19 protein-coding genes are annotated in these 25,186 nt (G+C 60.2%); 8 read left to right on the top strand and 11 right to left on the bottom strand.

Translation table 11 applies throughout. From position 1 onward, the window contains the following. Nucleotides 1-59 precede the first annotated feature (59 nt). Complete coding sequence (locus ACM6IV_RS05340; protein WP_414869032.1) at nucleotides 60-1,373, top strand: leucine-rich repeat-containing protein kinase family protein; 1,314 nt, start codon at nucleotides 60-62, stop codon at nucleotides 1,371-1,373. A gap of 126 nt (nucleotides 1,374-1,499) precedes the next feature. Here ACM6IV_RS05340 and ACM6IV_RS05335 read toward each other — a convergent pair whose 3' ends face one another. Then, nucleotides 1,500-2,204, bottom strand: a complete 705-nt coding sequence (locus ACM6IV_RS05335) for a YebC/PmpR family DNA-binding transcriptional regulator (protein ID WP_123450896.1) — start codon at nucleotides 2,202-2,204, stop codon at nucleotides 1,500-1,502. Between the two features lie 221 nt (nucleotides 2,205-2,425). On the opposite strand from ACM6IV_RS05335, the gene ACM6IV_RS05330 reads away from it, so the two are divergent. Further along, nucleotides 2,426-3,823: a type VI secretion system Vgr family protein gene (locus ACM6IV_RS05330; protein ID WP_414869031.1), complete on the top strand. Its 1,398-nt coding sequence runs from the start codon at nucleotides 2,426-2,428 to the stop codon at nucleotides 3,821-3,823. Between the two features lie 29 nt (nucleotides 3,824-3,852). Here ACM6IV_RS05330 and ACM6IV_RS05325 read toward each other — a convergent pair whose 3' ends face one another. Together ACM6IV_RS05325 and ACM6IV_RS05320 are read right to left on the bottom strand one after the other, a co-directional pair. Further along, the gene (locus tag ACM6IV_RS05325) at nucleotides 3,853-5,244 is read right to left on the bottom strand and encodes an FAD-dependent oxidoreductase (RefSeq protein ID WP_414869030.1); all 1,392 of its coding nucleotides are present in this window, start codon (nucleotides 5,242-5,244) and stop codon (nucleotides 3,853-3,855) included. Between the two features lie 73 nt (nucleotides 5,245-5,317). Further along, entirely contained in the window at nucleotides 5,318-6,643 is a 1,326-nt protein-coding gene (locus ACM6IV_RS05320) for an MFS transporter (RefSeq protein WP_414869029.1), read from the bottom strand. Nucleotides 6,644-6,925: 282 nt separating this feature from the next. On the opposite strand from ACM6IV_RS05320, the gene ACM6IV_RS05315 reads away from it, so the two are divergent. Continuing rightward, nucleotides 6,926-7,798 (top strand): LysR family transcriptional regulator, encoded by an 873-nt coding sequence (locus tag ACM6IV_RS05315; protein WP_414869028.1) that lies wholly within the window; start codon nucleotides 6,926-6,928, stop codon nucleotides 7,796-7,798. A 96-nt stretch (nucleotides 7,799-7,894) separates the two neighbouring features. Here ACM6IV_RS05315 and ACM6IV_RS05310 read toward each other — a convergent pair whose 3' ends face one another. Then, complete coding sequence (locus ACM6IV_RS05310) at nucleotides 7,895-8,755, bottom strand: LysR substrate-binding domain-containing protein (RefSeq protein WP_414869027.1); 861 nt, start codon at nucleotides 8,753-8,755, stop codon at nucleotides 7,895-7,897. A 112-nt stretch (nucleotides 8,756-8,867) separates the two neighbouring features. Between ACM6IV_RS05310 and ACM6IV_RS05305 the strand changes: the two genes are divergently transcribed. The 3 genes from ACM6IV_RS05305 (at nucleotide 8,868) to ACM6IV_RS05295 (ending at nucleotide 11,688) form a co-directional block, all read left to right on the top strand. Then, a complete protein-coding gene (locus ACM6IV_RS05305) occupies nucleotides 8,868-9,977 on the top strand; it encodes a 2-aminoethylphosphonate--pyruvate transaminase (RefSeq protein WP_414869026.1) in 1,110 nt (369 codons plus the stop codon). A 144-nt stretch (nucleotides 9,978-10,121) separates the two neighbouring features. Further along, nucleotides 10,122-10,949, top strand: a complete 828-nt coding sequence (gene phnX, locus ACM6IV_RS05300) for a phosphonoacetaldehyde hydrolase (RefSeq protein ID WP_414869025.1) — start codon at nucleotides 10,122-10,124, stop codon at nucleotides 10,947-10,949. A 190-nt stretch (nucleotides 10,950-11,139) separates the two neighbouring features. Then, nucleotides 11,140-11,688, top strand: a complete 549-nt coding sequence (locus ACM6IV_RS05295; protein ID WP_414869024.1) for a cytochrome b — start codon at nucleotides 11,140-11,142, stop codon at nucleotides 11,686-11,688. 3 nt (nucleotides 11,689-11,691) lie between these two features. On the opposite strand, the gene ACM6IV_RS05290 is transcribed toward ACM6IV_RS05295, so the two are convergent. Next, on the bottom strand, nucleotides 11,692-12,618 hold the full coding sequence (locus ACM6IV_RS05290; RefSeq protein ID WP_414869023.1) for a 1-aminocyclopropane-1-carboxylate deaminase/D-cysteine desulfhydrase: 927 nt from the start codon (nucleotides 12,616-12,618) through the stop codon (nucleotides 11,692-11,694). 226 nt (nucleotides 12,619-12,844) lie between these two features. Beyond that, entirely contained in the window at nucleotides 12,845-14,884 is a 2,040-nt protein-coding gene (locus ACM6IV_RS05285; RefSeq protein ID WP_414869022.1) for an FAD-dependent oxidoreductase, read from the bottom strand. A 208-nt stretch (nucleotides 14,885-15,092) separates the two neighbouring features. On the opposite strand from ACM6IV_RS05285, the gene ACM6IV_RS05280 reads away from it, so the two are divergent. Together ACM6IV_RS05280 and ACM6IV_RS05275 are read left to right on the top strand one after the other, a co-directional pair. Beyond that, nucleotides 15,093-16,223, top strand: coding sequence for a carbon-nitrogen hydrolase family protein (locus tag ACM6IV_RS05280; protein WP_414869021.1), 1,131 nt, complete (start codon nucleotides 15,093-15,095; stop codon nucleotides 16,221-16,223). A gap of 3 nt (nucleotides 16,224-16,226) precedes the next feature. After that, the gene (locus ACM6IV_RS05275; protein ID WP_414869020.1) at nucleotides 16,227-17,267 is read left to right on the top strand and encodes an AraC family transcriptional regulator; all 1,041 of its coding nucleotides are present in this window, start codon (nucleotides 16,227-16,229) and stop codon (nucleotides 17,265-17,267) included. Between the two features lie 404 nt (nucleotides 17,268-17,671). Here the strand turns inward: ACM6IV_RS05275 and ACM6IV_RS05270 are convergent, their stop codons facing one another. The 5 genes from ACM6IV_RS05270 to clpX all read right to left on the bottom strand — a co-directional run bounded on the left by ACM6IV_RS05270 (nucleotide 17,672) and on the right by clpX (nucleotide 25,127). Continuing rightward, the gene (locus ACM6IV_RS05270) at nucleotides 17,672-18,538 is read right to left on the bottom strand and encodes a DUF2242 domain-containing protein (RefSeq protein WP_414869019.1); all 867 of its coding nucleotides are present in this window, start codon (nucleotides 18,536-18,538) and stop codon (nucleotides 17,672-17,674) included. A gap of 225 nt (nucleotides 18,539-18,763) precedes the next feature. Then, nucleotides 18,764-20,635 (bottom strand): SurA N-terminal domain-containing protein, encoded by a 1,872-nt coding sequence (locus tag ACM6IV_RS05265; protein ID WP_414869018.1) that lies wholly within the window; start codon nucleotides 20,633-20,635, stop codon nucleotides 18,764-18,766. Nucleotides 20,636-20,863: 228 nt separating this feature from the next. After that, entirely contained in the window at nucleotides 20,864-21,136 is a 273-nt protein-coding gene (locus ACM6IV_RS05260; protein WP_003183171.1) for an HU family DNA-binding protein, read from the bottom strand. Nucleotides 21,137-21,284: 148 nt separating this feature from the next. After that, entirely contained in the window at nucleotides 21,285-23,681 is a 2,397-nt protein-coding gene (gene lon / locus ACM6IV_RS05255) for an endopeptidase La (RefSeq protein WP_007917325.1), read from the bottom strand. Between the two features lie 162 nt (nucleotides 23,682-23,843). Beyond that, complete coding sequence (gene clpX / locus ACM6IV_RS05250) at nucleotides 23,844-25,127, bottom strand: ATP-dependent Clp protease ATP-binding subunit ClpX (protein ID WP_003223632.1); 1,284 nt, start codon at nucleotides 25,125-25,127, stop codon at nucleotides 23,844-23,846. Nucleotides 25,128-25,186 lie beyond the last annotated feature (59 nt).

Genomic DNA, 25,186 nt, shown 5'->3' with positions numbered 1-25,186 from the left:
CATGTCCCCCATCCCCGGCGCCCCAGCGGCGCGCCCCTGATCAATAGCGAACACCAAACATGCACACCCTTGCTCAATTGCGCGCCGGCGAATTGTCGGGCATCACGCGACTTGATCTGTCTTGTGGACTGACCGAGTTCCCGCGCGAGATTTTCGATCTGGCCGACACCCTGGAAATCCTCAACCTCAGCGGCAACGCCCTGAGCCGTCTGCCGGACGACTTGCACCGTCTGACGCGCCTGCGCGTGCTGTTCTGTTCCGACAACCCGTTCACTGAACTGCCGGCCTGCCTCGGCCAATGCACCGGGTTGACGATGATCGGCTTCAGGGCCAACCGTATCGTCAACGTACCCGCAGCAGCCCTGCCGCCACAGTTGCGCTGGCTGATCCTGACCGACAACTGCCTCGAAAGCCTGCCGGACGAACTGGGTAAGCGCCCTGCCCTGCAGAAGCTCATGTTGTCCGGCAACCGTCTGCAAGCGCTGCCGCCCTCCCTGAGCAACTGCCATCGGCTGGAGCTGTTGCGCATTTCAGCCAACCGCCTGACCGAGTTGCCGCAGTGGCTGCTCGCGCTGCCGAGCCTGACCTGGCTGGCCTACGCCGGTAACCCGTTGGAAACCGAAGCGGACGCCGCCGCGCTGCAGGCAACGCCGCAAATTGCCTGGTCGGCGCTGCGCCTGGAGCAACGCCTGGGCGAAGGCGCCTCGGGGGTGATCTCCCGGGCGAGCTGGCGGCGCGAAGACGGCTCCGTGACGCCGGTCGCGGTGAAACTGTACAAAGGTGAAATGACCAGCGACGGCTCGCCGCTGCACGAAATGAATGCGTGTATCAGCGCAGGCGGGCATCCCAATCTGATCCGCGTCGAGGGGCGCATCAGCGGCCATCCTGAGGGCCAGCAGGGATTGGTGATGCAGTTGATCGATCCGTCCTTCCGCAATCTCGCCGACCTGCCGAGCCTGGCGTCCTGCTCGCGGGATGTTTACGCCGATGATTGCCGCTTCAGCGTCGAGGTTGCGCTGAACATTGCCAAAGGCATCGCTTCGGCAGCCGAACACCTGCATCAGCAAGGCATCACCCATGGCGATCTCTACGGGCACAACATTCTGTTGAACGAGCGCGGCGATTGCCTGCTCGGGGATTTTGGCGGGGCTTCGTTCCATGCGGTCGACGACACGCTGGAAACGCGCGCGTTGCAACGCATCGAAGTGCGCGCGTTCGGGATTTTGCTGGGGGAATTGCTGGCGCGCATCGACTCGGGGTTGAGTGATGAGCGGCGTGTGGCGCTGGAGGAACTGGAGCGGCGTTGCTGTCAGCAGGATGTGCTGGCGCGGCCGGGGTTTGCTGAAGTTATTGCGGTTCTGCAGCAAAGCTGACTGCTGCGCAGTCAATCGCGGGCAAGCCCGCTCCCACAGTGTCCGGGTCGTTCACAAAATGTGTGGACGCCGCTGAACCTGTGGGAGCGGGCTTGCCCGCGATGAGGCCATCACACGAGAAACAGATCAGCCTGCCAGGCCAACAAACATATCTTGCACGTCATCATGGTTGTCGAGGCCCTCAAGGAACGCTTCAACCTCAGCCATCTGCTCGTCGCTCAAACCGCTGACCGGGTTCTTCGGCTGGTAGCCGAGCTTGGCCGACAGCACGGTGAAACCTTGCTCTGGCAACGCTTTCTGCACCGAATCGAGGTCGGTTGGGTCGGTCAGGAACAGTGTCGCGCCGTCTTCACCCGCCTCAAAATCCTGCGCACCGGCTTCGATGGCGGCCATTTCCGGATCGGCGTCCGGGGTGTCCGGCGAGGCTTCGATCATGCCGACGTGGTTGAAGTCCCAGGCCACGGAACCGGAAGCACCCAGTTGGCCTTTCCGGAACGCCACGCGGATTTCGGCGACGGTACGGTTGATGTTGTCGGTCACGCACTCGACGATCAGCGGCACCTGATGCGGGGCGAACCCTTCGTAGGTCACGCGATGGTATTGCACGGTCTCACCCAGCAGACCGGCGCCTTTCTTGATGGCACGGTCCAGGGTTTCTTTTGGCATCGAGGCTTTCTTGGCCTGTTCGACCACCAGACGCAGGTGTGCGTTGGTGGCGGTATCGGCACCGTTGCGGGCAGCGATGGTGATTTCCTTCACCAGTTTGCCGAAGATCTTGCCCTTGGCGTTGGCTGCCGCTTCTTTGTGTTTAACCTTCCACTGTGCGCCCATTACTCACTCTCTTGATCTGTGGCGCCGAGACATCTATTGGCCGACGCATGGCGCCGAGTTTATACGGCCTAAAGTCGGCAATCGACCAAAAAAACACAATGCAGAATCGACATCTTCACCAGAGCTTGTAGGGGGATTCTGAAAAACGCCTTTGACACGACCATTCAGCGCTGCGGTTTCGTACCCTCTCAGGCCCGTATTGCCTGACAGAGCCTGTTCGAATGCTCAATGACAAGGAAAGTCCTTTTACCCTGACCCTGACCGACAGCGGTTTGTGCCTGCCGGTGGTGCGCTTTCACGGCGAGGAAGCGCTCAATCAGCCCTACCGTTTCGACATCGAACTGATCGGCCTGGCCCCCGCCGTGGCGCCGGGCACACTCCTGCAGCAACCGGCGTTTCTGCGCCTGGATGACCATCACGGGGTGCACGGCCTGATTGAGCGTGCCAGTTGCGAACATCGCGGCACGCACCGGGTCGGCTATCGAGTGACTGTCGTGCCGCACCTGCAAAGGCTGGCCCAACCGTGCAAGCGGCGGGTATTCGTACAACGGAGCGTGCCGCAAATCCTCCAACAATTGCTCGCGGAACATGCCCTGCCCGGTGACGGCTACCGGATTGAGATGACCGTCGGGCAATACCCGATCCGGCCGTTTTGCATCCAGTACGAAGAAAGCGATCTGGCACTGCTCGACAGGCTTTGCGAGGAGGAAGGCATTCACTATCACTTCGAACACCGGATTGACGGACACATTGTCGTGTTTGCCGATGACAGCCTGAGCCTGCCGCAAACACCCGTGCTGGTTGCGTTCAAGGCCTGCGAGCAAACATCCTCCCCCAGCGTCAGTGCGCTGTACCAACATCACCACGCCGCGCCCGTTGCCGCCCTGCATGCGGTGCGTAATCGGGGACAGCAGGCAATCGATGACGATGCCGCCAATCACAGCAGCACTCCTGCTCTGCCGCCACGACCCTCTCTCGAACAACGCCACCACGAACAACGCAGCCGCCGGCATCTGGAACGGCAACGTTGCCAACATCGCACGATCAACGGCCGCAGCGATCGGGTCGGTTTACTCAGTGGGCATTTGCTGCAAGTGTCGGAACATCCGATCAGCCACTTCAACGAACAATGGCGGCTCACCGCGGTACGCCATCACGGGCAACACCCGTCGATTCTTGACCCGAACCCGCCCCTGCACCGCTATCACAACGATTTCACTGCCCAGCCCTGGTCCAGCGATTTTCGTCCCGCGCTCAAACAAGCTCGCCCGAGCATTGCCGGGTATCACCTGGCGCACGTGCTCGGGCCTGCCGGGCAACCGGCGCAGCTCGATGAACAGGGCCGAGTCGCCGTCAGGCTGTGGCCCTCGGATCACCTGCAACCCTTGAATGACGAAGCGATCTGGCTGCCCGTCGCCATGACGCGAGCCACTGGCCGCATCGCCCGGGAGGAACTGCCCTGCGCGGGCAGTGAAGTGTGGGTGAGCTTCCTGGACAGCGATCCGGACCGGCCGATTCTTTGCCTGGGCAACTCACCCGACCCAACCCCGCGCGAACTCTCGCCCGTTCGCGACAGCAGCTTGTTACTCGACTGGCTGCTCGACAGCGACGCCCGCTGAACCCTCGACCTACATCAACACGCCATGCTTCAGGCTTTGTCGGCCTTACCCGCCGCCGCAGCGAATTTCGCCAGGCGCACGTCGAGATGCCGGGGTCGCCGCCCGTGATCCTCGGCGCGCTCCTTGCGGCGGATGGCATTGCGTACCATCAACGAGCCAAGGTAGCGGATCGGTTCCGGGGGGAAATAACCCAGCGGCCCGTTGACCAGCGGCGAACGGGTCCACGGGTTGTCCAGGCCCTGCACCAATGAAGCGAGAATCTGCCCGCCCATATGACACGGGCCGACGCCGCTGCCCGAATAGCCGAAACCGTAAAACACATTGCCGGCGCTGCTCATCTGCCCGAAGAACGGCAGACCGGTGACCGAACGATCCGACGGGCCATTCCAGGTGGCCTCTACTTTGACATCGGCAAACGCCGGGAAGAAGTCGGCGAGGCTGGTTTTCAGCAGGCCCGCATAAGGCGATGGTTGGTCGAACACTGGCAGCATTCGCCCGCCAAACGCGAAGGTGTTGCCACCCTTGCCGAGCATGATCCGGCCGTCCGGGGTGTTGTGGTAGTAGTGGACGAAAATCCGCGAATCAAGCACCGTCACGCCGCTGGTCAGGCCGATCTGCTGCAACAGATCCGGGCGCGGCTCGGTAATCAGCATGTCACTGGAGACAATCGCCACGCTGCGCTCGAACTGTGGAAAGGCACGGGCCATCCACGCGTTCATCGCCAACACCACGCGATCGGCAACGATACTGCCATTTGGCGTTCGCAGGCGCGCCGGCCGGCCTTCTTCCAGCCCGGTCATCGCCGTGCCTTCGTGAATCTTCACACCCAGTTGCAACGCCACCCGACGCAAGCCCCGCACCAGTTTGCCCGGTTGCACACTGGCCGCCGCCGGCGAGAACCAGCCCTCCAGATGCTTGCTCGAGCCGGCCATGCGCTGCACGTCGGGCAACGGACGCTGGGTGAACGAGTTGATGCCGTTGCGCTCGAGTGCGGCAATTACCGCATCGGTCGAACCGACTTGCGCGCGGTTGGTCGCGGTGTACAGCGTGCCGTCGAGGCGGTAGTCGGCATCGACGCCGTACTGCTCACAGAACTCGCCAATCGCATGGATGCTGCGTTCCGATTCCTTGACCAGACGCACCGCTTCCTCGACGCCAAACAAGCGCTCAAGGGTGAAATACTTCGCCGACCACGACAGCGCACATCCGCCATTACGCCCACTGGCGCCGGCACCGCAGATGTCCGCTTCGATCAGCAACACATCGAGTTCGGGGTTCTGTTGCTTGAGCATGATCGCCGTCCACAAACCGGTGTAGCCGCCGCCGACAATGCACACATCGCTGTGCACTTCGCCCTGCAACGGCGGGCGAGTTTCCGAGGTATCGGCCAGCAAGGCCTGCTCCAGCCAAAACGGTCTCATGGGGCTTCTCCAGTCAGTGGGCCACACTGCAGCCTGCCGCGAGCGCCGCAGCAGGCCACGAGGCAAAGGGTTTTCAGGAACGCAGGGGTTTGATCGTCAGCGGGCGATTGGGGATCGCGGCGCGCGGTTCCATGACGCCGACCGGGCGGCTGTTCCAATGCGGAATCAACACCAGCGCCGAGAACAGCGCGCAACCGGCGAAGACGATGAACACCGTCACCGAGTCGAAGTAACCCGGCAGCAAACCGCCGAGCACTGCGCCGACCGAACCGCAGCCATTGACGAAACCGGCCGCCGTGGCGCCGGCCTTGGCTTTGCCGAAGTCGATCGCGGCGGCACCGCTGATCATTGAATCCGGGCCATACAGGGTCAGGCCCATGACGAACAGCAGCGCGACCACCAACAACACACTGCCGCTCTGCAACGCGGCCATGAACAGCGCCAGCGTCACGGTCAGCGCCAGCAGGCTCAACACGCAGGCCGGCATACGCCGGGCACCGAACAGTTTGTCCGAGGCCAGGCCGATCAGGATCGGCCCGAGCAACCCGGCCAGTTCGAATGAAGTGGGAATGATCGCCGCGCCGACCTTGCCGACACTGGGCATCTGTTCAAAAACAATCACCGGGCCCCACAACAGAATCGCGTAACGCGCCGGTTTCAGCATGAAATACGCCAGGCCCAGCACCAGCACCGTGCGGTTACGCAGGATTTCCTTCAACGGCTCCCACACGCTGAGCTTGCTGTTGGCTGCGGTTTCTGCCGCCGTCAGCTCAGGCTCCGGCTCGACCGCCGGCAAGCCGACGTCTTCCGGTTTGTTGCGCTGGAAGATAAAGAACAGCACCGCCACCACGGCCACCACCACCGCACTGGAAATAAACGCCGCGTGCCAGCTGCCGACCAGCGTGTACGCCCACCAACCGGCGAACGGCGACGCCACCAGACCACCGAACGCGTAGCAGGAACTCCATAAACCCAGCACTCGCCCGCGTTGTTGCGAAGGAAAAAAACTGCCGAGGTTTTTGCACAATCCCGACCATCCGGTGGACTGCGCCAACCCCTGAATTAACATGCAGGTGGCGAAGATCGGCAGCGTGGCGAAACTGCCCATCACCAGCGCTGCGGCGGCGGAAATCAGCAAGCCGCCGAGTACCACGACCCGAGGGCCAAAGCGGTCGGCGAGCATGCCCCAAGTGAACTGGCCGATGGCGTAAGCCGCCAGATAGATCGCATCAAGGTTGGCCATGGCCATCTTGTCGAGCATGAAAGTGGGGTCTTCGCCGATGCCGAGTTTGGCCACCGAAAACGCTTTGCGGGTGAAGTAGAAAGCGGCGTAAGCAAGCCAGGTAATCGCGAAAATCTGCACGCGCCAACGCGCAATGGTGCCGATGTGCTTGTTCATGGTGGTTCTGACCTCAGGGTGTGAGTGTGCCGGCAGAATCGTTAAGAAAAACGCCTGTGTTTTTATTGTTGAGCACTGCGATATCACCCCGGTCCCTGTGGCGATATCGGTCAGATGAGTCCTGCTGTTACCCGCACAGGCTCATCGCCAGCGTGCTGCCCGAGCGGGCAGTCAGTGATGGCGTGAGCCGATCAAAGCAATTACTGTTTAATAAATAAAATCGATTTATCGTATTTCACACATAAGCTCAGCTTGTTACTGACGCTGCGATCAGGTGACTTCATGTCGGTGTCCCACGCCCAACTCAAAGCCTTCCACGCCGTGGCCGTGCATGGAAGCTTCACCAAAGCCGCCGAGCGCCTTTTTCTCACGCAACCGGCGATATCCGACCAAGTGCGCAAACTCGAAGAACGCTTCGGCGTGTTGCTGTTTCACCGCAACAAACGTTCTGTGCGCCTCACCGACCTTGGCGAGCGTTTGCTGGCGATCACCCAGCGCCTGTTCGTGATTGAAGCCGAAGCGCAGGAATTGCTGCAGGAATCCCAGGCATTGCAGACCGGCAGCCTGATTCTCGCAGTGGATGCGCCGGTGCACGTGCTGCCGCAGATCGCGCGATTCTGCGAGCGCTATCCGGGGATCAGCGTGAAGATCGAAACCGGCAACACCGACGAATCGCTGTTTCGCCTGTTCAACTATCAGGCCGATCTGGCGCTGCTCGGGCGTGATGTCAGTGATGAACGCTTGCTGTGTGTGCCGCTGCGCAATGATCCGATGGTCGCGTTCGTGTCGCGCCATCATCCGTGGGCCGAGCGTGAATCGATCTGCCTGGCCGACCTGGATGACACGCCACTGGTGCTGCGCGAACACGGTTCGGTAACGCGACAGACGCTGGAGGAGGAAATGGCCCGGGCGGGGTTTCGCATTCGCCCGGCGATTCAGGTCGAAGGACGAGAAGCGGCGCGTGAGGCGGTGGTGGTCGGGATTGGTGTGGGCGTGGTCTCGGCAGCGGAATTTGGCGCGGACTCGCGGGTGTGTGCATTGCCGATTGTCGATTGCACTCGCCGGCTGACGGAGACGCTGGTGTGTTTGCGTGAGCAAAGCAATCGACGGGTGGTGGCGACCTTCCTGGATATGGTTCGCGAGAGTCTTGTGTGAACAGTTCTGGCCCCTTCGCGAGCAGGCTCGCTCCCACAGTTGAAATGCATTCCATTGTGGAAGCGAGCCTGCTCGCAAAGGGCGCACCACGGTGTATCAGGCTGGCGCCAGGGCAAAGAACGCCTGAATCAAGCGCAACTCCCGCCGCCGCTCCATGCAACCGATCATGTGCCGGTTCACCAGCCCTTCGCCAGCAATCGGAATCGCCACCACGCGCGGGTCATGGCTGACCTCAACCGATGACACCACACCAACACCCAACTCGGCCGCCACCGCTTCGGTCACCGCCTCGCGGCTGTCCAGTTCCAGCAACACGCGCGGCTGGATCGAAGCCTGCGCACAGGCGTCATCAAACGTGCGCCGGGTGATCGAACTCGGCTCACGCAGCACCATGATCACCTGATCCAGCTCCTTGAGTTTCACTTCCCCGGAGCGCATCGCCCACGGGTGCCCTGCCGGCACCAACGCGCAAATCCGTGATTCGCTCAACGCTTGCAGATGCAAGCCTTTGCGCGGCTCGACTTCGGTCAATACGGCCACGTCCGCATGCTCGGACAACAACGCCGCCAAGGTTTCCTGGGCATTGCCCAAGCGCAGATTCACCGTAATTCCCGGATACCGCGCGCGCAGGCTGGCGAGCATCGGCATCACCATGTGCGGCCCGTCCGCCGCCACCTCCAGCCGGCCGGTGAGTAATTGCCGGTTGGCTTCGAGCATGGTCTGCGCCTCGTCCGCGAGGCTGAACATCGCGCGGGTAATCGCCGCGAGTCTGGTGCCCTCCTCGGTCAGTTCCACCCGCCGCGCGGTACGCCGCAGCAGAGTGATCTGATAGTGCTCCTCCAGCGCCTTGATGTGCCCGGTGACCGCCGGCTGACTGATAAACAAACGCGCGGCGGCGCGGGTGAAGCTGCCTTCACGGGCCACCGCGTCGAAGGCGCGGAGCTGGAACAGGTTCATGAATAACCCTCACTGATGGCTGGCATAACAACAAACAATTTGATTGATGCAACGGCGAATTGCAACGTATGCCCCGTAGCTTCATCCCACAGCGCTATCCGAGGACACACGAATGAGTATCGCCGAACCCATCCTGCTCACTCCCGGCCCGTTGACCACTTCGGCCCGCACCCGCCAGGCAATGATGGTCGACTGGGGGTCATGGGATGACCGCTTCAATCAGCTGACCGCCAGCCTTTGCGAACAACTGCTGGCGATCCTCAACGGCGCCGCGACTCACCACTGCGTGCCATTGCAGGGCAGCGGCACCTTCGCCGTCGAAGCCGCCATCGGCACATTGGTGCCGCGTGACGGCAAAGTGCTGGTGCTGATCAACGGCGCGTATGGCAAGCGACTAGCGAAGATCTGCGAAGTGCTCGGCCGTTCGTTCAGCACCTTCGAAACCGCCGAAGACGAGCCGACCACCGCTGCCGACGTCGATCGTCTGCTGCGTGCCGACAGCGCCATCACCCACGTCGCACTGATCCACTGCGAAACCAGCACCGGCATTCTCAATCCGCTGCCGGAGATCGCCGAGGTCGTCCAGCAACACGGCAAACGCTTGATCATTGATGCCATGAGTTCCTTTGGCGCACTGCCGGTTGACGCGCAGCAAGTGCCGTTTGATGCGCTGATCGCCGCGTCCGGCAAATGCCTGGAAGGTGTACCGGGGATGGGTTTTGTCTTCGCTCGCAAAGAGTCACTGGCTGCCGCCGCCGGCAATTCGCATTCGCTGGCGATGGATCTGTACGACCAGCACGCCTATATGAAAAAAACCGGGCAATGGCGCTTCACCCCGCCGACCCACGTGGTCGCGGCGCTGCACGAAGCGTTGCGGCAATACAACGAAGGAGGCGGCCTGCCGGCGCGGCATGCGCGTTATGCCGCCAACTGCCAGGCGCTGATGGACGAGATGGGCAAACTCGGTTTGCGCAGTTTTCTGCCGGCGGCGATTCAGGCGCCGATCATCGCTACGTTTCATGCGCCGAACGATCCACGCTACCAGTTCAAGGATTTCTACGAGCGCGTGAAAGCCAAGGGTTACATCCTCTACCCGGGCAAATTGACCCAGGTCGAGACCTTCCGCGTCGGCTGCATCGGCCACGTCAGCCCGGACGACATGCGCCAGGCCGTTGCGGCGGTCGGCGAAGTGCTGCGCGAGATGGAAGTCCTCGACATCTGAATCCCGTCACCAATCCCTTGTAGGAGTGAGCCTGCTCGCGATGAGGCCGTGCCAGTCGACGAAGATGTTGAATGATCAACCGCTATCGCGAGCAGGCTCACTCCTACAGTTTGAATTGCATTTCAACTCAGGAATTTGATTGCCATGAACTACGTCAATCCAAACAAGCTGCATGCCGCGATCCTCGACTGGGCCGGCACCGTGGTCGATTTCGGCTCGTTCGCACCGACGCAGATTTTCGTCGAAGCCTTCGCCGAGTTCGACGTGCAGGTTTCCATCGAAGAAGCCCGTGGCCCGATGGGCATGGGCAAGTGGGACCACATCCGTACCCTCTGCGATCAGCCGCAAGTGGCGGAACGTTATCGCAAGGCGTTCGGCCGTACGCCGACCGACGATGACGTCACCGCAATCTACAACCGCTTCATGCCGCTGCAGATCGAGAAGATCGCCGAACACTCAGCGTTGATTCCCGGCGCCCTGGAAACCATCGCCAATCTGCGCCAGCAAGGCATCAGGATCGGCTCCTGCTCCGGCTACCCGAAGCAAGTGATGGACAAGGTCGTCGAACTCGCCGCCAGCAACGGCTACGTCGCTGACCACGTGGTGGCCACCGACGAAGTGCCGAATGGCCGTCCGTGGCCGGCTCAGGCCCTGGCCAACGTGATCGCACTGGGCATCGACGATGTCGCAGCGTGCGTGAAGATCGATGACACCGTACCGGGTATTCTCGAAGGCCGCCGCGCCGGAATGTGGACCGTGGCGCTGATCTGCTCGGGCAACGCGCTGGGCCTGGATTACGCCGGTTTCCGCGCTCTGGGCAGCGATGAACTGGCCAGCGAACGCAAGCGCATTCACGCACTGTTCGAAGGCTCGCGTCCGCACTACATGATCGACACCATCACCGATTTGCCGGAAGTGATTGCCGACATCAACAAGCGCCTGGCCAACGGTGAGATGCCGCAATCGAGCTGATTCCTGCCGCTTGCTGCAAACCAAAACGCCAGCGCCTGAACGACGCTGGCGTTTTTTATTGGCAAAGCCCTGATTCAGAGCATTGAAAGTCCGATCAGCCTCAGGCAAATCCGCCAAAGCGGATTACAGTTAAAGCATGCCGTCGCTCAAGAACGGCAGGTTTGAACCCTGATCTGTGAGGAAACACCGTATGCCGTGGACAAGTTCCGAATCTCGCTACAGCACCGTGTCGGTTCTGCTGCACTGGCTAATGCTGGTGTTGTTGGTGCTGGTATACGCCAGCATGGAGTTGCGCGGCCTGTTTCCCAAAGGCAGTGGCGGGCGCACGCTGATCCGCGAGGTGCACTACATGCTCGGCCTGACCGTGTTTGTGCTGGTATGGTTTCGATTGCTCGCACGTAGCATTGGCCCGGCGCCGAAGATCTTTCCCGCATCGCCACAATGGCAAACCGTGCTGGCGCGGCTGATGCACTGGGCGTTGTACCTGTTCATGATCAGCATGCCGATCCTTGGCTGGCTGATTACCAGTGCCGAGGGGCATCAGGTGATGTTCTATGGTTTTGATCTGCCGCTGCTGGTCGCGGAGAACAAGGATTTCGCCAAACAGGTTGAGGGCTGGCATGTACTGATCGCCACTGTGGGTTACTGGCTGATCGGCCTGCATGCGCTGGCGGGGATCTATCATCACTATGTGGTGCGCGATAACACGCTGCTGCGGATGATGCCCAAGCGCGGTTGATCGTCAGGGGCTGGCGATAAAACCGCGCCGGCCCTGCAAGCCACCGGTATGAATGAAGATCAGCCGCGTGCCAGTTGCGAATCTGCCCGCCTCGACTTGCTTCTTGAGCGCCAGCAACGCCTTGCCGGTGTACAGCGGTTCCAGAGGAACGCCGCTGGCCTGCTCGGTTTGTTCAATGAACGCGAGCAACAGCGGATCGACCTTGGCAAAACCGCCGCGGCTGGCGTCGATCAGTTCATATCCCGCGCTGCCCTGGCCGGCTGCCTGAACAATTGCCTCGACCTGCGGCGCCACGCCGTGATCTTCAGGTACCGCCAGCGCACCAAAGACCGGATGCGCGCCGGCCTCGGCGAGGACCAGCCCGGCGAGCGTCGTCCCGGTGCCGCAAGCGAGCCACCAAGCGTGATAGTCGCTCCAGCCCAGCGTAGGCAATTGCGCTTGCGCCTGTTCCTTGATGGCCGCACAACCGAGTGCCCCCGGTAAACCGCCGCCGCCCTCCGGCACGGCATACAGCTGCGGATACCGCTCATGCCAAGGCTCCCAGAAGCCTGGCTCGTTTCGCGCGCGATAGCCGCCGTAACCCAACCAATGCAGCTGCATGCCGAACGCCTGCAGATCCAGCACCGTCGGTGTTTCCTGCGCATGCCCGCGCAGCAGCCCCACGGTTTTGAAGCCCAGCTTCTTGCCCGCCGCCGCCAACGCGTGCAGATGATTGGAGTGAGCACCACCGAGGCTGATGATGCCCTCGGCACCCGCGCGGTCGGCGGCTTTGAGGTGCTCGACGAGTTTGAACCATTTGTTGCCGCTGATCAGCGGATCGATCTGGTCGAGGCGCAGGATGGCGACTTCGATACCGGCGGTTGCGAGCCAGTCGAGTTGAAGGGATTGAAGCGGGGCTTGGGGTAGCCAATCGGAGGGAGGCAAAAGCATGGACGGCGATTCGATCTGGACAGAGCCGGCATTCTAGTCGCTCATAAGCCGCCATCGCGAGCAGGCTCGCTCCTACATTGCTTTAGGGGGGTGCACCGACTCTGTGAACAACACAACCCTTGTGGGAGCTAGCTTGCTCGCGAAAGCGGAGTGTCAGCCAATACATCTGTCGACTGACACCACGCCTTCGCGAGCAAGCTCGCTCCCACAGGTTCAGCGGTGGGGCTTAAAGCTCAGCCGCCAGACGCGAACCCTGATTGATCGCGCGCTTGGCATCCAGCTCAGCCGCCACATCCGCGCCACCGATCAGGTGCACGTTCTGCCCCGCCTCCACCAGACCGTCGTGCAGTTCCCGCAGCGGATCCTGCCCCGCGCAGATCACAATATTGTCCACCGCCAGCACTTGCGGCTCGCCGGTTTCGCCGATGCGGATGTGCAGGCCCTGGTCGTCGATGCTCAGGTATTCAACGCTGTTGAGCATCTGCACCTGCTTGTTCTTCAGACCGGTACGGTGAATCCAGCCTGTGGTTTTACCGAGACCATCGCCAACCTTGGTTTTCTTGCGCTGCAACAGGAACACTTCGCGGGCCGGCGCGTGCGGTGCGGCTTTGATCCCGGCGACGCCACCACGGGCTTCGAGTTGCGTATCGATGCCCCACTCCTTCCAGAACGCCGCACGATCCTGACTGGTCGCTACGCCTTGGTGAACGAGGAATTCCGAGACGTCAAAACCGATACCGCCGGCACCAATCACCGCCACGCGTTTACCAACCGGTTTGCGCTCAAGGATCACGTCCAGATAGCTCAGCACCTTGGCATTATCGACACCCGGAATCGCCGGCACACGCGGCGCAATACCGGTGGCGAGGATGATCTCGTCATAACCGCCTTCAACCAGTTTCGCCACATCGACGCGGGTGTTCAGGCACACCTCAACGTTAGTGGTCTGCAGCTTGCGCTTGAAGTAACGCAAGGTTTCGAAGAACTCTTCCTTGCCCGGCACGCGCTTGGCGATGTTGAACTGGCCGCCAATTTCGCTGGCCGAATCAAACAAGGTCACCTGATGGCCGCGCTCGGCAGCCACGGTGGCGGCGGACAACCCGGCAGGGCCGGCGCCTACCACGGCGATTTTCTTGATCTGCTGCACCGGCAGATAGTTAAGTTCGGTTTCGTGGCAGGCGCGCGGGTTGACCAGGCAACTGGTCAGCTTGCCGCCGAAGGTGTGATCGAGGCACGCCTGGTTGCAGCCGATGCAGGTGTTGATTTCGTCGGCGCGGCCTTCAGCGGCCTTGTTGACGAAGTCCGGGTCGGCGAGGAACGGCCGCGCCATCGAGACCATGTCGGCATCGCCCTCGGCCAGAATCTGCTCGGCGATTTCCGGGGTGTTGATACGGTTGGTAGTGATCAACGGAATCTTCACCGAACCCCGCAGCTTGGCCGTGACCTTGCTGAACGCCGCCCGCGGCACTTTGGTGGCGATGGTCGGGATCCGCGCTTCGTGCCAGCCAATGCCGGTGTTGATGATGGTCGCACCGGCCTGCTCAATGGCTTTGGCCAGGGTGACAATCTCGTCCCAGGTGCTGCCGCCCTCGACCAGGTCGAGCATCGACAGACGGAAAATAATGATGAAGTTCGGGCCAACCGCTTCACGTACGCGGCGAACGATTTCCACCGGCAGGCGCATACGGTTTTCGTAGCTGCCGCCCCAGCGGTCGGTGCGGTGGTTGGTGTGCGCAGCGAGGAACTGGTTAATGAAATAACCTTCCGAGCCCATGATCTCGACGCCATCGTACTCGGCGGTCTGCGCCAGTACCGAACAGGTAACGAAATCGCTGATTTGTTTCTCGATGCCTTCTTCGTCCAGTTCTTTGGGTTTGAACGGGTTGATCGGTGCCTGGATCGCACTCGGCGCGACTTGTTTCGGGCTGTAGGCATAACGTCCGGCGTGGAGGATCTGCATGCAGATCTTGCCGCCCGCGTCGTGCACCGCGCGGGTGACGATGCGGTGCTTGAGCGCTTCTTCCTCGGTGGTCAGTTTGGCCGCGCCGGAGTAAACGCCGCCCTCGTCGTTCGGGCCGATACCACCGGTAACCATCAGGCCGACGCCGCCACGGGCACGTTCGGCAAAGTACGCCGCCATGCGCTCGAAACCGCCCGGTTTTTCTTCAAGCCCCGTGTGCATCGAACCCATCAGGGTGCGGTTGCGCAGCGTGGTGAATCCCAGGTCCAGCGGGGCCAACAGGTGCGGGTAATGAGCGGCGGTCATCGGTAACTCCACAACGAGCAATCACGGAAAAATTGCGGGCGCTCTGCGGCTCCCGTCAGTCATGCTCGACAGACTAAGAGTCGCATCGCTGTCACTCAATGACCGTAACTGACAACTTATTGATCCAAATGCGCAGCGCCCCTTGGCAACCCGGTCCATGGGCCCTACCCTAGTCGCCATACCCTGTACCCGGTAGTTGTTGGTTTTCATGCGCAAACTTTTGTACCTGTTCTTTTCCATGGCCCTCGTTGCCGCCCTGACCACCTACGCCATGTGGGCGGCAGACCGGCCGGCGGGCCATTACCTGTCGGACCTGCGCATTAAAGTGGCGGTCGACCAAGGCATCCCCGCCGATCGCGGCAATCTGCTGGGCATCCAGCCCGAACTGTTTCCCACCGACTATCAAAGCCCCGAGCGCTTGCACCGCAAGCTCGCGGCCTACCTGCAGCAAGCGCAGGATCAAGGTCTGTTGAACGACAAAACCGTCGTGGTGCTGCCGGAGAATGTCGGCACCTGGCTGCTGCTCAGCGGCGAAAAGGATGAGCTGTATCAGGCTCCGACCCTTGCCGAGGCGATGAATTGGCTGGCGGCAAGCAATCCCTTTTTGTTCGCCCGCGCCTGGCTCAGCGCCAACGGCAGCGACCGCCTCAATGACGCGTTCCTGCGCATGAAAGCCAAGACAATGGCCAAGGATTACCAGGCACTGTTCGGCGGTCTGGCCAAACAGTTTCAGGTGACCCTGGTCGCCGGCTCGATCGTGCTGCCGGAGCCAAGTATCCGTGACGGCCAGCTCAAACCCGGCAGCGGCGCCCTGTTCAATACCAGCGTGGTGTTCGGCCGCGACGGCGTGCCGCTGGGCCAGCCGCAACGGCAGATGCACCCGGTGTTCGATCAGCGCGAGGTGCTCGAGAGTGCCGACAAACACGCCCTCAACGTGGTCGACACCCCCGCTGGGCGCCTTGGCGTATTGATCGGCAGCGACAGTTGGTACCCGGACAACTACCGCAAACTCGACGAGCAAGACACACAATTGGTCGCGGTACCGGCGCAGGTATTTGGCCAAGGTGCCTGGAATCAACCCTGGCGCGGCTACAAAGGTTCTGGCACCCCCGGATCAGTCAGCCTCAAACCCGGAGAAGTCAGCGAAGGACAGGCCTGGCATCGTCTGACACTGACCGCGCAACCGCCGAGCAGTCGAGCGATTGCCGGCATCAGTGTGTTTCTGCGCGGGCAGTTCTGGGACAAGGCCGGCTCCGGACAGAGTTTCCTCAGCAGCAACGGTCAGCAGTTCGCCGATGGCGATGCCCGTGGCGCGCGCTTGCTGAACATCTGGTTGTAAATCATGAAGCCGCTGCCGATGCGCCTCGGGGATCTTTCGGTTGGCTTCGTTCACAGCCTCGCCGATGCCGTGCGCAGTCATGCAGTCGATCCGCAGCCGCTGCTGGAGCAATATGGTCTGGACGCCGCACGACTGGCCGAGGCTGGGGCGCGCTTGTCGATCCCACGCTACATGCGTCTGGGCCACGCGGCGATTCAGTTGACCGGCGATTCGGCGCTAGGCTTGCGCATGGGCCAGCTCAGTCGCCTGAGCCAGGCCGGGCTGGCCGGCGTCACTGCCGCACAAGCGCCGACTGTGCGCGAAGCTGCGCGCTGCCTGATCCGTTTCGAGGCGTTGTACGGTTCCAACTATCGCGGCCAGTCGAGTTTCCACGAAGATGCCCATGGTGCGTGGCTGCGTTTCTATTCGATCAGTCCGTACAACGCCTATAACCGTTTTGTCGTGGATTCGATCATCGCCGGGTGGCTGCATCAGCTCTCCAGCGTCAGCCGTGAAGCGCTGCACGCAGAACGCATCGAAATCGAATTCGATGAGCCGGATTATCGCGATGCCTATAGCGTGCTGGGCGATTGCCCCATCCAGTTCGGTGCAGAGCGCAATCAACTGCGCCTGAGCCTCAACAGTCTCGCCCAGCGCAATCCGCAGCATTGCCCGAGCACCTGGCGGCATCTGCTGCAACTGTGTGAGCGCGAACTGGAGCAATTGACTCGCACCCGCAGCCTGCGCGAACGCATCACTCAACTGTTGGGGCCGTTGCTCAATGGTGGCCGGGAACCCGACCTGGAAGAAGTGGCGGCACGCCTGAAGCTGCCGACGTGGACCTTGCGGCGCAAACTGGCCGAGGAAGGCACGCAGTTTCGCGCGATCCTCAATGACACCCGCCGGGATCTGGCAATGACCTACATCCGCGACACCGAACTGGCATTCGGCGAGATCGCCTACCTGCTGGGGTTTGCTTCAGCCGAAGCGTTCCAGCGAGCCTTCAAACGCTGGAGCGGTCAGACGCCCGGCGAATTCCGCCGCAGTCACCGTAAAACGGCATAAAAACGGCTGCGAATTCAAGCTTCGAGTTAAAGCTCGGTGGCGTCTTCGGCAGGCTCGGGTTGATCCAGTTCAAAAGCCTGGTACTCGAGCAGCTCTTCTTGATATTCATCCATCGCGTAATCCCCCTGCTGCTCTCTTGAATGGGCCTGAGCAAATGCCCAGTGCCTCGAGCTTAACGTGCTCGTGTGAAGGAAAAGTGAAACCCGGCCTTCATGAATAAAACGTAGCAGGCGTTCAGGGATTTATCGGGGGAATTTTGTCAGGGGAATGTAACGAGATTTTAAGCCCCCCCCAAAAAACAATGTAGGAGTGAGCCTGCTCGCGATGGCGGTAGATCAGTCACATCATTAATGACTGGTCTACCGCCATCGCGAGCAGGCTCACTCCTACAGGGTATTATCTGATTATTGGCCGGAGGCAGGCATCGCCGGAATCGGCTCGGATGGCGGTGGAATGTCCGGGTTGGCCGGTGGCGTGATGGTGTCGGTCGCCGGTGCCGGGGCCGGGGCCGGTTCTGCGCTCGGGGACGGAGTGATGGGCACCGCCTCTGCGGGTGGCGCGACCGGTTCCGACGTCACCGGCGCTGCTTCAGTCGGTGCGGCCGCCGGTTCCGCAGCAGGCGCAGGCTCAGCCGCTGGCGCCGCCTTCGGTGCAGGTGCTGGCGCCAATGCTGCCGGAGCCGCTTTCGCCTCAGGCACACCGAGGTCAGCCTTCGGCTTCTCTTCAATGTGTGCAGCCTTCTTCGCCTCCGCCGGCAGGAATAATTCCACCAACGTGAAGAAACGCTCATAGAATTTCTGCGATGTCACGGTCTCGCTGGCGACCTTGACCATCGAATCGTCCGACGAACCGATCGGCATCGACACCGAGCCCAACACACCTACGCCGAGGCTGGCCGAGTTATTGGTCTTCTTCAGCGCGTAGCGATCCTGCAAAGCGTTGGCGAACATCGTCGCATGGTGCCCGGCACTGCCGTCATCGGCGCAGACCACGTTGAAGCTGATCTCCATGTGGGTGTCGCCGGTTTGCTGGAAACTCTTGTGGCCGCTGACCAGTTTCGGGTCGCTGCTGGTGATGATGTAGCCCTGGCTGAGCAACGCCCGGCGCGCCGCTTCGCAGCTGACCGAGTCGGTCACCGGGTAATTGCGCGAAAACGTACCGGAGTCGTCGAAGTTCTCATGCTCATACATCGGCTTGTCTTTCGAACAGCCGGCAACAGCGGTCAACAACAGCGCCAACCCGACAACACGCATGGGAGTGGAAATCAACATTGAACATCCTGAGAGAAAACAGTCCGGGGCGTATTGTGCAACAGATCACGACCCTGTGGCGTATGGATTAGTGTCTTAAAGCACTTCAACTTTATCGACAATGTATGCCAGGCAAAAGTCGCCTCTACCGTGGCGCCATGAAGATCCTGTCATTCAGTGACAGTCGACCACAAAAAAGCCCCGGCGTTGCGGCCGGGGCTTTTTGTCTTGCCACTCAGTCAGGGATCAGAAACGCTTGATCTCGGCCTGAGCTTCCAACTGCTTGCGGTACGCTGCGAAGTCTTGCTGACCTTCTCGGGACGCGAGGAAGCGACGGTATTGCGCCTTCTCTTCATCGCTCGGGGCCGCTGCTTCGTTGACGCCATTGAGGCGCACGATCATCAGACTGCCATCCGGCAACGTCACGCTGGTGAACGTCGGCTTGTCCTTGGCAGCCGGCTTCGGCATGCGGAACAATGCTTGCAGCACCGCCGGGTCCACCCCTTCCTGGCCACGGGTGGCCGCTTCAGTGGCTTTCCAGTTCTGACCATCAACGGCCTTGTCCAGTGGCGCCTTGCCGTCGCGCAGATCAGCAATCAGCTTCTCCGCCCTGGTCTTGGCAGCCGCGCTGGCATGCTCTTTGGTCAACTGCGTGCGGATTGCCGCATTCACGCTTTCCAGTGGCAATTGCGCAGGCTTCAGATGCTCCTTGGAGCGCAGCACGATCACGGTTTCCGGATCCAGCTCGATAGCGGTGCTGTTGGCACCCTCATCGATCACTTCGGTGCTGAACGCAGCGGTGACTACAGCACGGTTGGCCGCAACGCCTTCGCCACCCTCACGGCCGAACGGCTTGGAGGTGTGCACGGTCAGCTTCAGATCTGCCGCTGGCTGAGCCAGGTCAGACGCTTCGAATGCAGAGTCTTCCAGTTGCTTGGTTGCCTCGACAAAACGTTGCTCGACCTGCGCAGCTTTCAGCTCGCGGGTCAGCTTGTCTTTCAGGCTGGCCAGGGTCGGCACTTCAGGCGATTCCACACCCAGCAGCTTGATCAAGTGGTAACCGAAGTCAGTACGAATCGGCTCGGACACCTGATCTTTCGACAGGGAGTACAAAGCTTTTTCGAACGCTGGATCGTAAACGCCAGGACCTGCGTAACCGAGGTCACCGCCATTGTTGGCCGAACCCGGATCCTGCGAGAACTCTTTGGCCAGCGCTTCGAACTTCTCGCCCTTGGCCAGACGCGCCTGGACTTCTTCGATCTTCGCCTTGGCCTGAGCTTCGGTGGTCTTGTCGTTCACTTCGATGAGGATGTGCGCGGCACGACGCTGTTCCGACAGGTTGGCGATCTCTTTCTGATACGCCGCCTGCAGGTCTTCGTCCTTGACGGCAACCTGATCGAAGAACGAGGACTTCTTCAGTTCTACGTAATCGATGATCACTTGATCCGGCGTCATGAACTCCTTGGCGTGTTCGTCGTAGTAAGCCTTGACTTCGTCGTCGGTCAGTTTGACCGCAGCCGGATCAGCCTTGACGTTCAGGGTCGCGAAATCGCGGGTCTGTTTTTCCAGACGGGCGAATGCCAGCACCTCGGCGTCGGTGACGAAACCGCTGCCCGCCACACCGGCGCGCAGTTGGCCGATCAGCATTTCCTGAGCCAGCATCTGGCGGAATTGCATGCGGCTGTAACCCAGTTGACGGATCACCTGGTCGAAACGCTCGGAGCTGAACTTGCCGTCCACCTGAAACTCAGGCGTCTGCAGGATCACCTGATCCAGCGCGCCGTCGGAGAAAGCGAATTTCGCTTGTTCGGCGCCTTGCAGCAGCAGCTTGCGATCGATCAGGCCCTTGAGCGCCGATTCACGCAGCATTTTTTCGTCGAGCAAAGACGCATCGAAGTCTTTGCCCAACTGTTGCATCAGCTGACGGCGTTGCATATCAACGGCCTGGCTCAGCTCGTTCTGGCTGATTTCTTCACCGTTGACCTTGGCCGCCTCATTCTTGTGAGTCGTGGCCTGGAAAATGGCGTCGAAACCGGTCAGAGCCATCAGTGCAACGATGACCCCGATAATGGTCTTGGCAATCCAGCCTTGTGAATTGTCCCTGATATTCTGCAGCATGCGTCCCCCAGAAACGGTTGAACTTCAAAATTAGGCAACCGTGGAGCGTGGGTAGAATCCGGATAGAAGAAAGGCGCATCCGAGGATGCGCCTTCTCGTAACTGGCGGAGCGGACAGGGCTCGAACCCTCGATCCCGGCGTTACAGGCAAATGTTTCAGCTACCTGCTCTACCGCTCCGCTGCCAAGTCAGGCATGACCCCGACCCGGATGGGTAAAAACCTGAAAACTTAGTTAACAGCTTCTTTCAGTGCTTTACCGGCTTTGAAACCTGGCTTCTTGGCAGCCGGGATTTCCAGAGTCTTGCCGGTCTGTGGGTTACGACCGGTACGAGCCGGACGGTCCGTCACGGAGAAAGTACCGAAACCAACCAGAACAACGGAGTCGCCAGCCTTCAGAGCGCCAGTGACGGATTCGATTACAGCGTCCAGCGCACGGCCAGCAGCAGCTTTCGGGATATCAGCGGATGCAGCGATAGCATCAATCAGTTCCGACTTGTTCACTCTAAGTCCCCTTATATCTATTTTGAGATGATTCTAAGTTTTTTGGTGAAAGCAAAAACGAGTGCTGAATGGCCTACAGACACTTAAGAGCCGCTTTATAACAAGGGCTCTAAAAAACTGTCAAGGAAGCCCCCCAGGCAAAAGCGTATTAATGCGTGCTAATTCTTTCCTTAGAGTCAGACTCACGTTTTTCGTCCTTGGCAACTATCTCCGGAGCCACATCCGGCAAGGGCTCCGGCGCGTATTGCAGCGCAATTTGCAGGACCTCGTCAATCCATTTAACCGGTTTAATCTGCAGATCCTGCTTGATATTGTCAGGAATCTCCTTGAGATCACGCACGTTCTCTTCCGGAATTATCACAATCTTGATTCCGCCGCGGTGAGCCGCGAGCAGTTTTTCCTTCAGACCACCAATCGCCAGCACCTGACCGCGCAAAGTAATTTCACCGGTCATGGCGACATCGGCGCGCACCGGAATGCCGGTCAAAGCCGACACGAGTGCCGTGCACATGCCGACACCGGCGCTAGGACCGTCTTTTGGCGTCGCCCCTTCCGGCATGTGAATGTGCGTGTCGCGCTTCTCGTGGAAGTCCAGCGGAATGCCCAGGCTCTTGGCACGACTGCGCACCACAGTCAGTGCGGCAGTGATCGATTCGACCATCACGTCGCCCAACGAACCGGTCTTGATCAACTGACCTTTGCCCGGCACAACCGCGGCTTCGATGGTCAGCAATTCGCCACCCACCTGAGTCCAGGCAAGGCCGGTAACCTGACCGATCTGATCCTGTTGCTCGGCCAGGCCGTAGCGGAATTTGCGCACGCCGAGGAAGTGTTCCAGCAGGTCAGCTGTCACTTTTACCGAGAAGCGTTTTTCCAGCGCGTGCTCTTTGACGGCCTTGCGACAGACCTTGGCGATCTGACGTTCAAGACCCCGCACACCGGCTTCACGGGTGTAATAACGGATGATGTCGCGGATCGCCTCTGCGTCGAATTCCAGCTCGCCTTTCTTCAGACCATTGGCGGCGATCTGTTTTGGCGAGAGGTATTTAACGGCGATGTTGATCTTCTCGTCTTCGGTGTAGCCCGGCAGACGGATGACTTCCATCCGGTCGAGCAGCGCCGGCGGAATGTTCATCGAGTTCGAGGTGCACAGGAACATCACATCCGAAAGGTCGTAATCGACTTCCAGGTAGTGGTCGTTGAAGTTGTGGTTTTGCTCCGGATCGAGCACTTCCAGCAACGCCGACGCCGGGTCGCCACGCATGTCGCTGCCCATTTTGTCGATTTCATCGAGCAGGAACAGCGGGTTGCGCACACCCACTTTTGTCATCTTTTGAATCAATCTTCCTGGCATCGAACCGATGTAAGTCCGACGGTGACCACGGATTTCCGCTTCATCACGCACGCCACCGAGGGCCATGCGTACGAATTTGCGGTTGGTGGCATGGGCAATCGACTCCGCCAGCGAGGTTTTACCCACACCCGGAGGACCGACCAGGCACAACACCGGGCCACGGATTTTCTTCACGCGTTTTTGTACGGCGAGGTATTCAAGGATACGTTCCTTGACCTCTTCGAGACCGTAGTGATCGGCATCGAGAATGTCTTCTGCGCGCGCCAGGTCCAGACGTACCTTGCTCTGGGCCTTCCACGGCACTTGCACCAGCCAGTCGATGTACGAGCGCACCACGGTGGCCTCAGCGGACATCGGCGACATCTGCTTGAGCTTGTTCAGCTCGGCAGTAGCCTTGGCCAATGCGTCTTTCGGCAGACCGGCAGCGTCGATGCGCTTTTTCAGGTCTTCGATTTCGTTGTGGCCTTCGTCGCTGTCGCCGAGTTCTTTCTGAATGGCCTTCATCTGCTCATTCAGGTAGTACTCGCGTTGACTGCGCTCCATTTGCTTCTTGACGCGACCGCGAATGCGTTTTTCGACTTGCAGCAGATCGATCTCGGCATCCAGCAACGCCAGAACGTGCTCGACCCGGGCCGACAAATCGATGATTTCGAGGATTTCCTGCTTCTGCTCGATTTTCAGCGCCATGTGCGCCGCCATGGTGTCGACCAGGCGACCCGGCTCATCGATGCTGTTGAGCGAAGACAGGACTTCAGCCGGGACTTTCTTGCCCAACTGTACGTATTGCTCGAACTGCGACAGCAGTGTGCGCACGAACACTTCGGATTCGCGCTCGGCAGCGTCGACTTCTTCAATCAACGACACTTCGGCACGGCAGTGGCCGTCGACTTCGCTGAAACGCTCGACGGTTCCGCGCTGCTCACCCTCGACCAGAACCTTGACGGTGCCGTCAGGCAGCTTGAGCAGCTGTAGAACAGTGGCGATGGTACCTACGCGATAGAGAGCGTCTTCACCGGGATCGTCGTCAGCCGGGTTTCTCTGGGCCAGCAGCAGGATCTGCTTGTCGCCCGTCATCGCGGCCTCGAGGGCTTCGATGGATTTCTCGCGCCCCACGAACAGCGGGATAACCATGTGCGGATAAACCACGACATCACGCAATGGCAGGAGAGGCAATTCGATGGTTGTCTTCATGATTTCGCCTCTACGGCGGCCATATGGCCGTAATCAGATGGAATTGAGCTTGAAACCAAGATGGGGGCTGCCTTGAAAAAAAACAAGCGCTAAGCGGATGTAAAAAATGACATAAAAAAAAGAGGCCCGAAGGCCCCTTCTTTGTTGCGGCGCGGAGGACGCTTACGCGTCCGGCGCTGCCTTGGCCGTCGGCTCACTGTTTTCGTAGATATACAGTGGCTTGGACTTGCCTTCGATCACGCTTTCATCGATCACGACTTTGCTCACCTCGGACTGCGAGGGGATTTCATACATCGTGTCGAGCAGCACACCTTCGAGAATCGAACGCAGGCCACGGGCACCGGTTTTACGTTCCAGGGCGCGTTTTGCGACCGATTTCAGCGCGTCGGTCCGGAACTCCAGATCCACGCCTTCCATCTCGAACAGCTTGGCATACTGTTTGGTCAGAGCATTTTTCGGCTCGGTGAGGATCTGCATCAGCGCAGCCTCGTCAAGCTCGTCCAGCGTCGCGAGGACCGGCAGACGACCGACGAATTCCGGGATCAGACCGAACTTGACCAGATCGTCAGGCTCGACTTCACGCAGGGATTCACCGACTTTCTTGCCTTCTTCCTTGCTGCGCACTTCTGCGTTGAAACCAATGCCGCCCTTGGTGGAACGGTTTTGAATAACCTTTTCCAGACCGGAGAACGCACCACCGCAGATGAACAGGATGTTACGCGTGTCGACCTGCAGGAATTCCTGCTGCGGGTGCTTGCGGCCACCTTGCGGCGGTACGGAAGCGACCGTGCCTTCGATCAACTTCAGCAAGGCCTGCTGCACGCCTTCACCGGAAACGTCCCGGGTGATCGACGGGTTGTCGGACTTGCGGGAAATCTTGTCGATTTCGTCGATGTAGACAATACCCATCTGGGCCTTCTCTACGTCGTAATCGCACTTCTGCAGCAGTTTCTGAATGATGTTCTCGACATCTTCACCCACGTAACCCGCCTCGGTGAGGGTGGTTGCGTCGGCAATGGTGAACGGAACGTTCAGCAACCGGGCCAGTGTTTCGGCCAGCAGGGTTTTACCGGAGCCTGTCGGGCCGATCAGCAGGATGTTGCTCTTGCCGAGTTCGACGTCGTCAGCCTTTTTGTCACGCTGGTTCAGACGCTTGTAGTGGTTATACACCGCTACGGCCAAAACCTTTTTCGCACGCTCCTGACCAATGACGTACTGGTCAAGGATGCCGCTGATTTCTTTAGGCGAAGGCAATTTATGCGCGCTGCTTTCGGCCTGGGCTTCCTGCACCTCCTCGCGGATGATGTCATTGCACAGGTCGACGCACTCGTCGCAGATAAAGACCGAGGGGCCGGCAATCAATTTGCGCACTTCATGCTGGCTTTTGCCACAGAAGGAGCAATAGAGCAGCTTGCCGTTGTCCTCGCCGTTGCGGGTGTCAGTCATTCGTTCGATCCAAATCCGATAGGCTTGCAACACAAGATGAAGGCTATTGCGGGCTTTTT

This window comes from Pseudomonas sp. IT-347P (genome assembly GCF_949768005.1).
Taxonomy (GTDB): Bacteria; Pseudomonadota; Gammaproteobacteria; order Pseudomonadales; family Pseudomonadaceae; genus Aquipseudomonas.
This window is presented reverse-complemented; position numbering and strand designations above follow the sequence as displayed.

Bases quoted from the DNA above. Each gene is read 5' to 3' on its own strand.
- ACM6IV_RS05340 (WP_414869032.1), top strand. From the start codon at position 60: ATGCACACCCTTGCTCAATTGCGCGCCGGCGAATTGTCGGGCATCACG.
- ACM6IV_RS05335 (WP_123450896.1), bottom strand. From the start codon at position 2,204: ATGGGCGCACAGTGGAAGGTTAAACACAAAGAAGCGGCAGCCAACGCC.
- ACM6IV_RS05330 (WP_414869031.1), top strand. From the start codon at position 2,426: ATGCTCAATGACAAGGAAAGTCCTTTTACCCTGACCCTGACCGACAGC.
- ACM6IV_RS05325 (WP_414869030.1), bottom strand. From the start codon at position 5,244: ATGAGACCGTTTTGGCTGGAGCAGGCCTTGCTGGCCGATACCTCGGAA.
- ACM6IV_RS05320 (WP_414869029.1), bottom strand. From the start codon at position 6,643: ATGAACAAGCACATCGGCACCATTGCGCGTTGGCGCGTGCAGATTTTC.
- ACM6IV_RS05315 (WP_414869028.1), top strand. From the start codon at position 6,926: ATGTCGGTGTCCCACGCCCAACTCAAAGCCTTCCACGCCGTGGCCGTG.
- ACM6IV_RS05310 (WP_414869027.1), bottom strand. From the start codon at position 8,755: ATGAACCTGTTCCAGCTCCGCGCCTTCGACGCGGTGGCCCGTGAAGGC.
- ACM6IV_RS05305 (WP_414869026.1), top strand. From the start codon at position 8,868: ATGAGTATCGCCGAACCCATCCTGCTCACTCCCGGCCCGTTGACCACT.
- phnX (WP_414869025.1), top strand. From the start codon at position 10,122: ATGAACTACGTCAATCCAAACAAGCTGCATGCCGCGATCCTCGACTGG.
- ACM6IV_RS05295 (WP_414869024.1), top strand. From the start codon at position 11,140: ATGCCGTGGACAAGTTCCGAATCTCGCTACAGCACCGTGTCGGTTCTG.
- ACM6IV_RS05290 (WP_414869023.1), bottom strand. From the start codon at position 12,618: ATGCTTTTGCCTCCCTCCGATTGGCTACCCCAAGCCCCGCTTCAATCC.
- ACM6IV_RS05285 (WP_414869022.1), bottom strand. From the start codon at position 14,884: ATGACCGCCGCTCATTACCCGCACCTGTTGGCCCCGCTGGACCTGGGA.
- ACM6IV_RS05280 (WP_414869021.1), top strand. From the start codon at position 15,093: ATGCGCAAACTTTTGTACCTGTTCTTTTCCATGGCCCTCGTTGCCGCC.
- ACM6IV_RS05275 (WP_414869020.1), top strand. From the start codon at position 16,227: ATGAAGCCGCTGCCGATGCGCCTCGGGGATCTTTCGGTTGGCTTCGTT.
- ACM6IV_RS05270 (WP_414869019.1), bottom strand. From the start codon at position 18,538: ATGTTGATTTCCACTCCCATGCGTGTTGTCGGGTTGGCGCTGTTGTTG.
- ACM6IV_RS05265 (WP_414869018.1), bottom strand. From the start codon at position 20,635: ATGCTGCAGAATATCAGGGACAATTCACAAGGCTGGATTGCCAAGACC.
- lon (WP_007917325.1), bottom strand. From the start codon at position 23,681: ATGAAGACAACCATCGAATTGCCTCTCCTGCCATTGCGTGATGTCGTG.
- clpX (WP_003223632.1), bottom strand. From the start codon at position 25,127: ATGACTGACACCCGCAACGGCGAGGACAACGGCAAGCTGCTCTATTGC.